The organism is Mesonia mobilis DSM 19841 (assembly GCF_000423405.1).
In the GTDB taxonomy this organism is placed as follows: Bacteria; Bacteroidota; Bacteroidia; order Flavobacteriales; family Flavobacteriaceae; genus Mesonia; species Mesonia mobilis.
Genome location: NZ_AUHX01000001.1, coordinates 115,344 through 130,566 on the forward strand (window position 1 = coordinate 115,344; position 15,223 = coordinate 130,566).

The 15,223-nt window shown below is 34.8% G+C and carries 9 protein-coding genes and 1 pseudogene; 8 read left to right on the forward strand and 2 right to left on the reverse strand.

The window, feature by feature from the left end; translation table 11 throughout:
- Positions 1 to 33 precede the first annotated feature (33 nt).
- From G551_RS0100475 to G551_RS16330, 8 genes and pseudogenes are all read left to right on the forward strand, one after another.
- Entirely contained in the window at positions 34 to 447 is a 414-nt protein-coding gene (locus G551_RS0100475) for a DUF6691 family protein (protein WP_027883716.1), read from the forward strand.
- Between the two features lie 420 nt (positions 448 to 867).
- The gene (locus G551_RS0100480) at positions 868 to 1,353 is read left to right on the forward strand and encodes a biotin/lipoyl-containing protein (protein WP_027883717.1); all 486 of its coding nucleotides are present in this window, start codon (positions 868 to 870) and stop codon (positions 1,351 to 1,353) included.
- 98 nt (positions 1,354 to 1,451) lie between these two features.
- Positions 1,452 to 2,897 carry an acetyl-CoA carboxylase biotin carboxylase subunit gene (gene accC / locus G551_RS0100485; protein ID WP_027883718.1) on the forward strand — a complete coding sequence of 482 codons (1,446 nt, stop codon included), beginning with the start codon at positions 1,452 to 1,454 and terminating at the stop codon, positions 2,895 to 2,897.
- Positions 2,898 to 3,057: 160 nt separating this feature from the next.
- Positions 3,058 to 4,602 carry an acyl-CoA carboxylase subunit beta gene (locus G551_RS0100490; protein ID WP_027883719.1) on the forward strand — a complete coding sequence of 515 codons (1,545 nt, stop codon included), beginning with the start codon at positions 3,058 to 3,060 and terminating at the stop codon, positions 4,600 to 4,602.
- A 202-nt stretch (positions 4,603 to 4,804) separates the two neighbouring features.
- Positions 4,805 to 5,701: an NAD(P)-dependent oxidoreductase gene (locus tag G551_RS0100495; RefSeq protein ID WP_027883720.1), complete on the forward strand. Its 897-nt coding sequence runs from the start codon at positions 4,805 to 4,807 to the stop codon at positions 5,699 to 5,701.
- A gap of 152 nt (positions 5,702 to 5,853) precedes the next feature.
- Positions 5,854 to 6,327 (forward strand): DUF4168 domain-containing protein, encoded by a 474-nt coding sequence (locus G551_RS0100500; RefSeq protein WP_027883721.1) that lies wholly within the window; start codon positions 5,854 to 5,856, stop codon positions 6,325 to 6,327.
- A gap of 102 nt (positions 6,328 to 6,429) precedes the next feature.
- Positions 6,430 to 8,685 carry a GH92 family glycosyl hydrolase gene (locus G551_RS0100505; protein ID WP_036243026.1) on the forward strand — a complete coding sequence of 752 codons (2,256 nt, stop codon included), beginning with the start codon at positions 6,430 to 6,432 and terminating at the stop codon, positions 8,683 to 8,685.
- Between the two features lie 84 nt (positions 8,686 to 8,769).
- Positions 8,770 to 10,232 (forward strand): annotated as a pseudogene (locus G551_RS16330) (GH92 family glycosyl hydrolase).
- A 113-nt stretch (positions 10,233 to 10,345) separates the two neighbouring features.
- On the opposite strand, the gene G551_RS0100515 reads toward G551_RS16330, so the two are convergent.
- Positions 10,346 to 11,785 carry a SusD/RagB family nutrient-binding outer membrane lipoprotein gene (locus G551_RS0100515; RefSeq protein WP_027883723.1) on the reverse strand — a complete coding sequence of 480 codons (1,440 nt, stop codon included), beginning with the start codon at positions 11,783 to 11,785 and terminating at the stop codon, positions 10,346 to 10,348.
- A gap of 10 nt (positions 11,786 to 11,795) precedes the next feature.
- Positions 11,796 to 15,017 carry a SusC/RagA family TonB-linked outer membrane protein gene (locus G551_RS0100520; protein WP_027883724.1) on the reverse strand — a complete coding sequence of 1,074 codons (3,222 nt, stop codon included), beginning with the start codon at positions 15,015 to 15,017 and terminating at the stop codon, positions 11,796 to 11,798.
- Between the last annotated feature and the right edge of the window lie 206 nt (positions 15,018 to 15,223).

Here is a 15,223-nt window from a genome sequence, read left to right on the forward strand (position 1 = left end):
CGGAGTCGAGAGGTCATCAAAATATTTATCAACATGAAAACAATACTTTATTTATTTCTCGGAACGATTTTCGGGATCATTATGTACAAATCTGAAGCTGCTTCGTGGTTCAGAATTTATGAGATGTTCAACTTTGCTAGTTTCCATATGTATGGCATTATGGGATCTGCCGTTGCTATCGGTATGATCGGTGTTCAATTTCTAAAGAAAAAAAATTACAAAGCTATCGATGGCTCAGAACTATCACTTCAACCCAAAGAAAAAGGGATTTCAAGATACCTTTTAGGCGGAATCATTTTTGGCTTAGGTTGGGGTTTAGCAGGCGCTTGTCCGGGACCAATGTATACATTAGCCGGAGTCGGCTATATTTCAATTTTAATTGTTATTGCCGGAGCTATTTTAGGTACTTTTCTTTACGGTTTACTTCGGAAGAAATTACCGCATTAAAACTCATATTGCCTTTCTATTTTGGCAATTCTAACTTTATAAGCAGCATACCATTTATTTCTACCTAATTCTTGAGCTATTTGGTGTGCTGCATTTTCTTTCCAAGTTTTAATACTTTCTAAATATTTCTAATAAGATACGGTAATCCCAAGATTTTCCCGAGCACTTTCAATTCCTAGAAAACCTTGTTGTTCTTGAGTTAGTCTAAACATTTTACTAGCCATTTCTTCATAGGCTTTTGACTTTATTTTTAATTTAGAAGTTGAAATTACCGCGTAATACGGAGTTTGAAATTTTTTAGGATTTATTTTAATTTATTACCTATAGAAAATTACCAACAAAATTGAATTCTCAAAAAATATCAGTTTAGATTTTTATATATTTACAAATCATCAAAAATAAGTCTATTTATTTATCAATATGGATAAAAACTATAAAGTTAAAGTAAACGGAGATGTTGAGTTAGAGTTTGATTTAAATGAAATTCAAAATCTTGATGCACAACCACTTTCCGATAAAAAGTACCATGTATTAAAAGAAAACAAATCTTTCAAAGCAGAAGTTGTTCAAAGCGATTTTCTAAATAGAAAGTATACTGTTAAGATCAATTCAAATACTTACGAAGTCGATATCGCTAACGAGCTCGATTTATTGATCGAAGAAATGGGATTGTCTTTGGGTAATGCTCAAATGGTAAACGATATTAAAGCGCCGATGCCTGGTTTAATTCTTGAAGTTAATGTAAAAGAAGGAGATGAGGTGAAAGAAGGTGATTACCTTTTAGTATTAGAAGCCATGAAAATGGAAAATGCCTTAACTGCGCCAAGAGATGCGGTCATCAAATCGATAAGTATCGAAAAAGGACAAACCGTAGAGAAAAATCAACTTTTAATTGAAATGGAATAATAACTCTTTCGTCATTCTGGGCTTGACCCAGCATCTCATCCTCAGCATGTAGATTAAAAAAATTCTAAGATGAAAGAGAAGAAAAACTACAATTACTAATGAAAAAAATATTAGTTGCCAATCGCGGAGAAATTGCTTTACGGGTAATGAAGTCTGCTCAAAAAATGGGCATCAAAACCGTAGCGATCTATTCAACCGCAGATAGAAATGCGCCACACGTAAAATTTGCAGACGAAGCCGTTTGTATAGGAGAAGCTCCGTCAAATCAATCTTATTTATTAGGCGATAAAATTATAGAAACCGCAAAAAAACTTGATGTCGATGGGATTCATCCCGGTTACGGATTTTTAAGTGAAAATGCCCAATTTGCAAAAGCGGTAACCGATAGTGGCATTAAATTTATAGGTCCAAAACCTCACGCCATCGAGATAATGGGAAGCAAGCTCGCAGCAAAAGATGCGGTGAAAGCTTACGACATTCCTATGGTTCCCGGTATAGATGAAGCCATTACCGATACCGAAAAAGCCAAGAAAATCGCTAAAGAAATCGGTTTTCCTATTCTTATCAAAGCTTCTGCCGGTGGTGGTGGTAAAGGAATGCGCGTGGTTGAAAGTGAAGAGGTGTTAGAAGAACAAATGAAGCGTGCCATTAGCGAAGCAGAATCTGCTTTCGGCGATGGTTCTGTTTTTATTGAAAAATATGTGGCTTCACCACGCCATATTGAAATTCAGGTGTTAGCCGATGAACATGGCAATACCGTACATCTTTTTGAAAGAGAATGTAGCGTACAACGGCGTCACCAAAAAGTAGTTGAAGAAGCTCCGTCGGTAGTGTTAGATGAAGCTTTACGAAAAGAAATGGGAGAAGCTGCCGTTCGTGTTGCCAAAGCTTGCGATTATGTGGGCGCGGGAACGGTTGAATTTTTATTTGATGAACGTAGAAATTTTTATTTCTTAGAAATGAATACGCGTTTGCAAGTAGAACATCCCGTAACCGAATTAATTACAGGAATAGATTTAGTAGAAGAGCAAATTAAAGTTGCTCGAGGTGAAGCTTTAAGTTTTACACAAGAAGATTTAACCATCACTGGTCACGCCTTAGAATTAAGGGTTTATGCTGAAGATCCGTTAGACGATTTCTTACCAAGCGTCGGGAATTTAGAAAAATACGTAATTCCTGAGGGTGAAAATATTCGCCTCGATAATGGGTTTGAAGAAGGAATGGATGTGCCAATTTATTACGACCCGATGTTAGCAAAATTGGTGACTTACGGTAAAAGTAGAGAAGAAGCCATTCAATTAATGATCGAAGCGATCGATGCTTATCAAATTGAAGGTGTTTCAACCACCTTGCCTTTTGGGAAGTTTGTTTGTGAGCACGAAGCATTCCGCAGCGGAAATTTTGATACCCATTTTGTAAAGAAATATTATTCAGCTGAAAAGCTTCACGCCAAAACTGAAGAAGAATCAAAATTGGCAGCAATCATAGCATTAAGACAATATTTAAAAGATCAGCAACAATTACGTTTACCGATAACGGAATAATCTAAGCGTTTAACTTCCTGCAAGGTTTCTAAAACCTTGTAGGTATGAACAGATGAAAAAAGAATTATAAATATTGAAAAACTTAAGAATATAATTTATAGACCTACAAGGTCTCGAAGATCTTGCAGGAGATTAAAATAATTCTGAATTCTAAAATCAAATGAGTCAAAAAAATATAGATCAGCTTCAAGAAAAAATCAAAAACGCCCATTTAGGTGGTGGCGAGAAGCGAATTGCCAAACAACACGAAAAGAAAAAATTAACCGCTAGAGAACGGGTAGATTATTTGTTAGATGAAGGTTCTTTTGAAGAAATCGGGATTCTTGTTACACACCGAACTACAGAATTCGGGATGGACAAACAGAAAATCTATGGCGACGGAGTCATCACCGGCTACGGAACCATTAATGGAAGATTAGTTTACGTTTTCGCACAAGATTTTACGGTTTTCGGTGGTTCACTTTCAGAAACGCATGCCGAAAAAATCTGTAAAGTAATGGATTTAGCGGTGAAAGTCGGCGCACCAATGATCGGTTTAAACGATTCTGGTGGAGCGAGAATTCAAGAAGGTGTTCGATCTTTAGGGGGTTATGCTGATATTTTTCATCGAAATGTAAAATCTTCCGGAGTCATTCCACAGATTTCCGCAATTATGGGGCCTTGTGCCGGTGGAGCTGTTTATTCTCCGGCAATGACCGATTTTACGTTAATGGTACAAGACACGAGTTATATGTTCGTGACCGGTCCAAACGTAGTGAAAACGGTAACAAATGAAGAAGTAACTTCAGAAGAATTAGGTGGCGCAAGCACACATTCCACCAAATCTGGAGTTACGCATCGCGTTGCCATTAACGATATTGCTTGTTTAGAAGATATCAAAAAAATGATTGGCTATATGCCACAAAACAATCAGCAAGCGCCAGAAAAATTGCCTTATGAATTAGGCGATGAGCTTCGCCCGAAATTAGATGAATTAATTCCAGATAGTTCCAATAAACCTTACGATATGCATGAGGTGATTAACGGAATTATCGATGAAGATTCTTTCTTTGAAATTCATAAAGATTATGCTGAAAATATTATTGTTGGTTTCGCTCGTTTAGGCGGAAGAAGTATTGGCATCGTTGCCAACCAACCGATGAGTTTGGCAGGTGTTTTAGATGTAGATTCTTCGAAAAAAGCTGCACGATTTACGCGTTTTTGTGATTGTTTTAATATTCCGTTATTGGTATTGGTAGATGTTCCGGGATTCTTGCCGGGAACCGACCAAGAGTGGAACGGAATTATCCTTCACGGAGCAAAATTACTCTACGCTTTAAGTGAAGCAACCGTGCCAAAAGTTACTGTAATTACGCGTAAAGCATACGGAGGTGCTTACGATGTGATGAACTCAAAACACATTGGAGCCGATTTAAATTTTGCTTGGCCAAGTGCAGAAATTGCGGTAATGGGAGCTAAAGGAGCCAGCGAAATTATTTTTAGAAAAGAAATTAGTGAAGCCGATGATAGTGAAGCAAAATTAGCTGAAAAAGAAGCCGAATACGCTGAGTTGTTTGCTACTCCGTTTGAAGCTGCTAAACGTGGATTTATAGATGAAGTAATTATGCCACGCGATACGAGAAGAAAGCTGTTAAAAGGTTTCAGTATGTTAGAACATAAAAAAGTATTACGTCCTCAAAGAAAACACGGAAATATTCCTTTATAGATTAAAATCAGAACGTCATGCTGAACTTGATTAACTAACGTTGAATCTTTGATTTCAGCATCTCATTCAGATATTTTTTTAACTGAAATTAAAATGTCACAATGAGCTTGTCGAAGTGTAATAATGCAATTTCAGAATAGATGAAACCTAAAATTTTCCAAAACCGGTGAGTTGTTCCTCATCGGTTTTTTATTTTCCTGCTATGGAAAAATTTAAAAAAATTGTCGTTGTTGATGAAACGAAGATGAATACATCTGCTTTAGAAGAATTGAAAAATTATGCGGATGAGGTTGAAGTTTATCACGATGAACCTACAGAAGATGAAGTTAAAAATAGAGTAGAGGAGGCGGAAGCAATTATTGTTTCTTGGCGAACAGAAATTTCAGAAGAAATAATAGATAACTCTAAAAATTTAAAATACATTGGTTTGGCTTGTTCGTTATTTAATGATGAATCTGCCAATGTAGCGGTCAACTATGCTAAACAAAAAAATATAAAGGTCACTGGAATATTCGATTATGGCGACACCGGCGTAATTGAATTTGTAATTTCTGAAGTCATTCAGCTTTTACACGGCTTCGGGAAACACCAATGGAAGGAACAACCGGTAGAATTAAGTGGTCGAAAATTTGGAATCGTAGGTTTAGGAACAACCGGTCAATTATTAGCCAAAGCTTTAGAAGCTTTAAATGTTGAGGTTTTTTATTTCAGCAGAACTCGTAAAAAAGAATTAGAACATGAAAAACTTCAATATCTAGAATTAAAGAATTTATTAGATACTTGCGAAATAATCTCTATTCATCTTCCAAAAAATACAGAGATTTTAAAAGAAAAAGAATTCAAACAATTCGGTGATCATAAACTTTTAATCAATACCTCCTTAGGCTTTCCGTTTGAAGAAAAATCTTTTAAAAACTGGTTAGAGTTGAGTAATAATTACGCAATTTTTGATGGAGATGCCACAAACTCACTCCCTTCAACCGTCAAAAAACGATCAAATGTCATTATTTCAGAAAAAAGTGCGGGGTGGTCTCAAGAAACTCAAGAACGTTTGTCGCTCAAAGTTTTAGAGAATTTAAAAGATTTTTTAAATCATTAAACAACGTTAAGATGCTTGATTTTCTTGGCATTCCAAATTAATGGCATTACATTTGAGAAAATTAGGGTGTAGGAATTTTTCAAAGATATTTGTTATTATCATAGAAAGTTATTTTTACAAACTGAAAAAGAAGTAAAACTTAAAGAAAAATTATGTTAAAATCAGTAAAACTAAACCTATTTTTATTTTTAGCAACCCTTGGGACGATTAGTATGTCTGCTCAAACAGAAGCTAAAAAAGTTACCGATCAAGATTTAAATAAATTTGCAGATGCTTATCAAGCAGTACAGATGGAAAACCAAAAAGCTCAGCAAGAAATGGTAGCAATGATTGAAGAGTCTGGATTAGATGTTGAAAAATTTCAGAAGATTCAAAAAGCGCAAATGGATCCTAATACAGAAGTTGAAGCCACTGAAAAAGAATTAACTGCACACAAGCAAGTGATGGCAGAAATTCAGGCAATGCAGCCAAAATTACAATCTGAAATGGAAGCTTTAATTAAAAAGAAAGGTTTAACCATGCAGAGATATCAAGAAGTTGCGGCTGCAATTCAAACTAATCAAGAACTTCAGCAACAGCTTCAAGCAATTATGATGAAGAAGCAAACTGGTGATACAGAAGGATAATCACTAAGGAAATTTAATTTAAAAGCGATGCAAATGCATCGCTTTTTTTATGTTTGAACTTTTAACTAAAACGTTTTGCTAAATTTACTGAAATTTGAAATTATGAAACATTTTCTATTCTTTTTTCTAGTTACTTCTTTACTTATAGCACAAGAACCGGTAGACTATGTAAACCCATTAATGGGAACAGATTCTAAAGTAAGCCTTTCTAACGGGAACACTTATCCTGCGGTTGGTCTTCCTTGGGGAATGAATCTTTGGACACCGCAAACCGGACCGATGAATCACGGTTGGGCTTATCAATATTCAGCAGATAAAATTAATGGTTTTAAACAAACCCATCAACCTTCCCCTTGGATGAATGATTATGGGAAGTTTAGTATTATGCCAATTACTGGAAAACTTAAATTTAAACAAAGTGAACGCGCAAGTTGGTTTTCTCATAAATCTGAAGTTGCAACACCTTATTTTTATCAAGTTTATTTGGCAGATCACAATGTGACCGCTGCCTTAACTCCAACTGAGCGTGCTGCGCAATTTAAGTTTATATTTCCTGAAACCGATAGCGCTTATGTGGTTTTAGATGCTTTAGATAAAGGGTCTTTTGTGAAAATTATTCCTTCAGAAAATAAAATTATCGGCTACACTGAAAATTATGCCCGAGGAGATTTAAAAAATTTTAAAAATCATTTTGTTCTGATTTTTGATCGTCCATTTCATTTAAAAAAGACTTTTTATAACGATACATTAAGTGAAAAACTTTCGCAAGATGCTAATCATACAGGAGCTGTTGTAGGTTTTAAAACGAAAAAAGGAGAGGATGTTCATGTGAAAGTTGCTTCTTCATTTATAAGTTTAGAACAAGCTGAATTAAATCTTGAAAGAGAATTAGGAACAGATACTTTTGAAGATACCAAACGTAAAGCTCGAGAAGAGTGGAATGAAAAATTAAGTCGAATAGAAATTGAATCTAATGATATCGATAAAAAGCGAACTTTTTACTCTTGTTTGTATCGAACACTTTTCTTCCCCAATAAACTCTATGAAATCAATGGTGCAGATGAAATTGTGCATTGGAGTCCGTATAATGGTAAAATTGAAGAAGGTTATATGTTTGCCGGCACAGGATTTTGGGACACATTTCGAGCGCTATATCCTTTTCTAAATTTGGTTTATCCTTCGATCAATGAAGAAATGCAAGCAGGTTTGGTCAATGATTATAAAGAAGGTGGTTGGTTACCCGAATGGTCTAGCCCCGGTTATGCCAATATTATGGTAGGAAATAATTCTGCTTCTGTGGTTGCCGATGCATATGTAAAAGGACTTCGTGGTTATGATATCGATAAACTTTATAAAGCTTTGCTTAACGGAGCGAATAATGAAGGGCCAATGACTGCCGTCGGTAGAGCCGGAGCGCCATATTATACGAAATTAGGCTATGTACCTTACAATGTAGGTATAAACGAAAGTGCTGCAAGAACTTTAGAATACGCTTATGATGATTTTGCGATCTATCAATTAGCTAAAAAATTAAATCGGCCTACAAAAGAGATCAAACTTTATAAAAAAAGAAGCTTAAACTATCAGAAACTTTTTGATGAAAAAACAGGATTAATGCGTGGTAAAAATGAAGATGGTACTTTTCAATCTCCGTTTAATCCGTTTAAGTGGGGCGACGCTTTTACAGAAGGAAACAGCTGGCATTACACTTGGTCGGTTTTTCACGATATTCAAGGTTTATCAGACTTAATGGGTGGAAAAGAAAATTTCACTAAAAAATTAGATGCTGTATTTAGCATGCCACCCGTGTTTGACGATAGTTATTACGGTGGAGTTATTCATGAGATACGAGAGATGCAAATTGCAAATATGGGACAATATGCGCACGGAAATCAGCCTATTCAGCATATGATTTATTTATACAATTATGCCGGGCAGCCTTGGAAAACTCAGTATTGGATTCGAGAGACGATGAATAGGTTATACGCTGCGAAACCCGATGGTTATTGCGGTGATGAAGATAATGGCCAAACCTCTGCTTGGTACGTATTTAGCGCAATGGGTTTTTACCCGGTTTGTCCCGCAACAGAACAGTACGTTTTAGGAACACCTTATTTCAAAAAGATGACGATTCATTTAGAAAACGGAAATGATATTGTTATCGATGCTGAAGAAAATTCAGAAGAAAATAAATATGTTGATCAACTTGAAATGAATGGCGAAGTTTATACTAAAAATTGGTTGAATCATTTTGAATTAATGAAAGGAGTTCAATTAGATTTTAAAATGCAATCGGTTCCCAATAAAACTCGAGGAACTTCAAAAGAAGCCTATCCATATTCACTTTCTAATAAATAAAATTTTAAATCATAATTTATAAAATTCAGAATTAGATCATTTATGAAATGCTTTCTTAAAAACTCATTTTTCATCGCTTTAGTTATGGCATTCGTTCATAGCCAAGCGCAAGAAAAAGATTTGGTGAAATTTGTAGATCCTTTAATTGGTACTGCAAAAATGGGACACACCTATCCCGGTGCCACCGCTCCGTTTGGGATGGTGCAATTAAGTCCTGATACAGATACCATTCCTTTTGCTGTAAACGGAAAATACAATCCCGATGTTTATAAATATTGTGCCGGCTATCAATACGACGATCCTACCATTGTAGGTTTTAGTCATACACATTTTAGTGGGACGGGACATTCAGATCTAGGAGATTTTTTACTAATGCCAACTACCGGAAAACTTCAACTTAACCCGAATACAGCTTCTAATCCTGATGCAGGTTATCGTTCTCGATTTTCTCATAAAAATGAAAATGCAGAAGCCGGATATTACAAGTAGAATTAAAAGATTATAATATTAATGCAGAATTTACAGCTTCAGAAAGAGTTGTGATACATCAATATACGTTTAATGCTGAAGGATAAAATCACTTAATTTTCGATCTCACTCACCGAATTTATAATTATGATGGTAAAAATGTGTGGACATTTGTACGTGTTGAAAACGACACTTTGGTAACCGGTTTTCGACAAACTAATGGTTGGGCACGAACTCGAACCGTCTATTTCTCAATGAGTTTTAATAAGCCCATCAAAAATTATGGTCATCAAAAGAATGGAAAACAAACTTATACCGGTTTTTGGAGAAAATTTGATCAAACTAAAAAGCGTTCAGAAAATTGGAGAAATGTTTATGATCGATCAATCGGCTTTATGCGAGCAAAATTGAGTGATGGAAGTTTTCTACAAGATTTTGATCCTCTAAATACTAGTCAGCGTGGTTTTATAGAAGGCAATAGTTGGAATTATAGTCTTTACGTACCTCACGAACCCAAAGAAATGATTCAATTAATGGGTGGTGAAAAAAAATTCTCACAACATTTAGATTCTTTATTTACGATGGAATTGCCCGATAAATATTTTGAACATACCGAAGATATTTCTCGAGATGGTATTATTGCAAACTATGTACATGGGAATGAGCCATCTCACCATATTTTATATTATTATAATTATATGGATCAAGCTTGGAAAGCTCAAGAAAAAATCCGTTTAATTTTAAACGAAATGTATAATCCATCTCCGGCAGGTTTAGGTGGTAATGATGATTTCGGTCAAATGAGTGCTTGGTATATTTTCAATAGTATAGGTTTTTACCCGATGGCGCCGGCTTCCGGTCAATTTATGCTGGGTAGTCCTAAAATATATAAAGCAGATGTAAAACTACCTAACGGAAAGCAACTACATATCGAAGCAAAGAACCAAAGTGAAAAGAATGTATATGTAAAGTCTGTGACTTTAAACGGAAAGGTAATTGCAAACGGTATAATTACTTTTAAAGAATTGATGGAAGGAGGAGAGTTGGTCTTTAAAATGAGTAGAAAGCCTAATAAGTAATATTTTTATTAAAATCTGCGAATATAAAAAAACCCAGACTTTTAAGTCTGGGTTTCAATTAACAAAAGACAAAGTTTAGTGGAAATTTCTTTTGTTAATTATACACTTTCACTTTATTCAACATCCCAAAATAACGCTGTTTGTTGAGTGTCACCTCCTATAGCGTTTGCAGCATTGTTATAATTCGTTGTATTTAGATTTTGTTCTGTTATAGGGTAGGTGTATCTTAAAGGAACTGGATTTCCAGATGATTCAGGTAGATTAAATTCGGGAGCATCAAATTTTCTCCAAACATTCCAACCTTGATAAGGGTTATCGTACATCGCAATCCAAAATTGCGTACCTAGTAGTTCTTCCCAATTTGTTGAATCATAAGCTACTTCAGTTTGAGACAAATAATCTGATGCATCATCATCAGAGCCTCCCCAATAATTTATTGATGCTGTAATTGCTGCATTATAATGGCTTTCAGCATCACTAACAGAAGAATAGCCTCTTTGTGCAGCTTCGGCTAAATAAAATTCTACTTCAGCATAATCTAAAAGAATTCCTTCGTGTGCTGGATCTAAAAATGTTTCACCAACATGAGTAAAAGAGGCATAAGGGCTACTTCCACCGTAAGTACCACCGGTATAACCGTTATCTAAGTTATCGTCAAAATAGAAAGGTCTTCTAGGGTCTTCTAATTCATTCAATTTATCTACAATAGTATTTGCAGTAACATAATCAGATCTACCACTTTGAACTAAATCTACCCATAAAGGATTTGTATTTGGAGGCGAAGATTGATAATAAATTAATGCATTGTCTGAATTTGCCGTCATAACTCCATTATCAATTGCTGTATTTGCAGCATCTTGAGATAGGGTAGGGTTAGATTCTGAAATTCTCATAGCCAATCTAAGCAATACAGAATTTGAAAATTTTCTCCAGTTATTCATATTTCCCTCATATATTACATCTGCGTCTGTAAACCCTTGTCCATTAGCTAATGCGTCATCAGCTTCAATTAACCTATTGATCAAATCTTGATAGATCATTTCAGCTTCTGAATATTCAGGTAATGGGTTTTGACTTCCTTGAAGAGCACTTTCATAAGGTATATCTCCAAAAGTATCTACTAAAACTTGCCAAGCATACACTTGTAAAACTTCAATTTGAGCAATTCTAGCTGCTGCATCTTCTTCGCTTAGCGGACCATCACTTATAACTTGACCTTCTTGAACATTATTTTTTGCATCTTCTAAATCGAATAATACATTTTGATAAATTCTTGCCCAATGATTTGAAGGGATATTTCTATTGACAATGTTATAATTAGGCTCATCTAGATAAGTTGTAGCCGTCCAGTATTGAGATATAAATCTAAAAATATTAAGATTTACATTAGGCGTAGCCATTTGATCACCTAATGCCTGAGTGGAAGAGGTGAAAAGAAAATCTGCAGCTACATCTTGCGGATTTTTAGGATCTGTATTTAAACTTTCGAATTGATCGTCTGAGCAGGAGAAAAACACTGCTATAAACAATATTGCGATTATATATTTTTTCATATTATTTTATTTAAAATTTAAGTCTTAAACTTGCTCCAATTTCTCTAAAAGAAGGATAAGCACCAGATTGATAACCTTGTATATTACCAGAACTTAATCCTGCTTCAGGATCTGAATATGGAATATTCTTGTGAATGATCCATAAATTTCTACCAATTACAGAAACTGAGGCACTACTTAAGAATGTGTTTTCAAGAATTTTTTTCGAAAAATCATATCTTAAACTAACTTCTCTAAGTTTAACAAAAGATGCATCATAAATATGCCCTTTATTAGCATCTCTAGCATAACCGTAAGGATTTGCATAAGTATTAAAAGATGCTCTAGTTGTATTTGGTGCTCCATCTTCAGTAACACCAGGTAATATTCTACCCCCACTATCAGGACCACTTGTTACTGGAGCTCTTAGAGGGTTTCCTAAGTCGTTAGTCCCCACAGTTCTATCATACAAACCTGTTGCGAAACCATACCAAGTATCTAGTGAGAATATATCACCACCTTGTTGAACGTCAATCAAAAATGATAAGCTTACATTCTTGTAAGTAAATGAATTTTGAACACCACCAATCCAATCTGGTTGAATATTACCAATGATTTCATTATTGGTATCTGATGTTAAATAATACCCGTTGCTACCAACAATTTTCTGGCCATTCTCATTATATACATAATCAGAACCTCTAATAGCTCCATAAGGTTGTCCTGGTGCCGCATTGATAGAAACCCCTCCTTGTAAACTTGCAAGTTCTAGATTTTCAATTCCATCGGTGAGTTCAACAACCTCACTACGGTTTCTAGCCCAATTTACCGATAAATTCCAATTGAAATCTTCAGTTTTTATTGGAGTTGCTCTAAACAATACTTCAATACCTTTATTTTCGATAGTACCTGCATTTAAAATTCTAGCAGAATATCCTGTTGCATCGGAAGTTGGTACAGGAGTAATTTGATCTTCAGTTCTATTATTATAATATGAAAAATCAAAGCCTAATCGATTGTTTAAGAAATTTGCCTCTAAACCTAATTCGTAATTTTTAGATCTTTCTGGTCTTAAATTAGGATTATTTAGCGTTGCAGGGTTTGAAGCATTACCACTAGCATTAAATGGTAAACTTACGTTATAGGTATTTATTAGTCTGTAAGGGTCTGTGTCGTTACCAACTTCAGCATAATTAGCTCTAAACTTGGCAAATGATAACCAATCTGTTTCAACTAAATTAGAGACTAATATACTTGTTGAAATTGATGGGTAATAAAAGACATTATTATCTGTAGGTAAGGTTGATGATTTGTCTCTTCTAATTGTTCCTTCAACAAAATAAGTATCATCAAAACCTAAACCAGCTCTTGCGTATAAACCAAATAGCATATTTTTTGCATCATACTCATCTGGCGCTTCTAGAGGATTATTAGTATTACTTAGGTCGTATAATCCTGGGATAGCTAAACCTCCATTCGTGGAAGCATCAATATAATTCATGCTATTTCTTCTTAAATTCCAACCTGCATTACCATCTAGATTAATGTTGTCGGTTAAGTCTTTATTGAAATTAAGAATTATATCATAATTGTATTCTGAAACTCTATTATTAAATCTAGAATAACCGGATACGCCAGAACTACCAACATTTCTTCTTTCCTCTCTTAATTCATCATAAGTATCAAATGTAAAACGACCTAGAACGCTAAATACATCGTTAAATTCGTAATTCAGATTAATGTTACCGAAATATCTATTTCTCGTATCGGTTTCGTAGTTTTCATATCTAGTCCAATAAGGATTGTCAGAATATATAGGACTCAAATTATTAGGTCCGTTAGGATTCCAAGTAATATTTTCTCTAGTAGAAAGGTATGCTTGCTTTTGTTCTTCTAAATCGACATTTACCTGCCACCATTGTCTGAAAGCTTGCATAATATTGTCTGAATCATAACCCGTACCATATCTACCTCTACCATCTGTTTTGGTATATGAGATATTCGTGTTTGCAGAAAACTTATCAGTAAAATCATGAGACCCACTAAACTTTACAGTATTTCTTTTAATCTCACTGTTCGGTAAGTTACCATCTTGTAAGAAATTTGTAACGCTTAGTCTATACGTACTTTTATCTGTACCACCACTTAATGCAACACTATTAATTGCTGTTGTACCACCTTCCCAAATTGAATTAGGATCATTTTCAGCAGCACGCCACGGAGTTGCTTGTTGATAGGTATCTAATTGTGGATAAATTGAATTCCACTGAAAGATAGGTTGACCGTCAAATGCACCACCATAAGAAGCATCTTCTGTAAAAGGAGTGGTTCTATCTGGAATACCATCACCATCAATATCTGATAAGCCGAAATACCCATCATCAGAGTCATAATATGGGCCATAACCAGCACCATATTTTTTTTGATATACTGGTAAAGTATTTTCATTAACCTGTGATGCCATTAGTGTAGAACTAATGGTAACACCTATATCAGTATTTTTCTGCCCTTTTTTTGTTTCAATAATTATAACTCCATTTGAAGCTCTTGCACCATATAAGGCAGTAGCTGCTGCACCCTTTAATACATTAATAGATTTAATATCTTCAGGATTAATATCTGTGGCAGCATTACCGTAATCATACCCACCTGCACCAGACATTTGGCTAGAAGTGTTATTATTTGAATTGTCAATAGGGGTTCCATCAATTACATATAAAGCTTGATTATTACCTGTTAATGATGCATTACCCCTAATTACGGTATTTGTCGAACCTCCTAGTGTACCAGAAGGATTTATTCTTAATCCCGCAACTTTTCCTGAAAGCGCATTGGCAAAGTTAGTTGTTGGAACATCAGAAACTTCAGAGCCATCAACTTCTTGTGTAGCGTAACCAAGAGATTTTTTTTCTCTTTCTATACCTAATGCAGTTACTACAACTTCATCTAACTCTGCAGAATCTGGTTCTAATACTACATCAATTGTGGTATTGTTGGTCACCGGGTATTCTACTGTTTTTAACCCTACATAAGAAAACACAAGCACATCTCCTGTTTGCGCTTGTATTGAATAATTACCATCGAAATCGGTTTGAGTACCGGTCGAGGTGTCTTTAATCACAACATTTACTCCGGGTAAGGGTAAATTATTGTTGTCTGTCACTGTTCCTGTAATTTCACTTTCCTGCGCTAAAAGCAGTTGTGAAAATAGCACACTGAGCAGTGTGCAAAACACTTTAAATTTTGTTCTCATATTTATTTATTTGAATTAGCCTTTTTGAAGTAGGTGAAAAACAATTAAATAACATGTGTTAAAGTGAAAATTTAACAGTTTAAAAGCATTTATTTATAAAAATTTTAACTTTTTGTTAAGTTTTAGTAATAATATTTTAAGAATTTATCTAAATATATCATTAGTGATGATTTGGATATACTTTATAAAAAAAGCCACGCAATTTG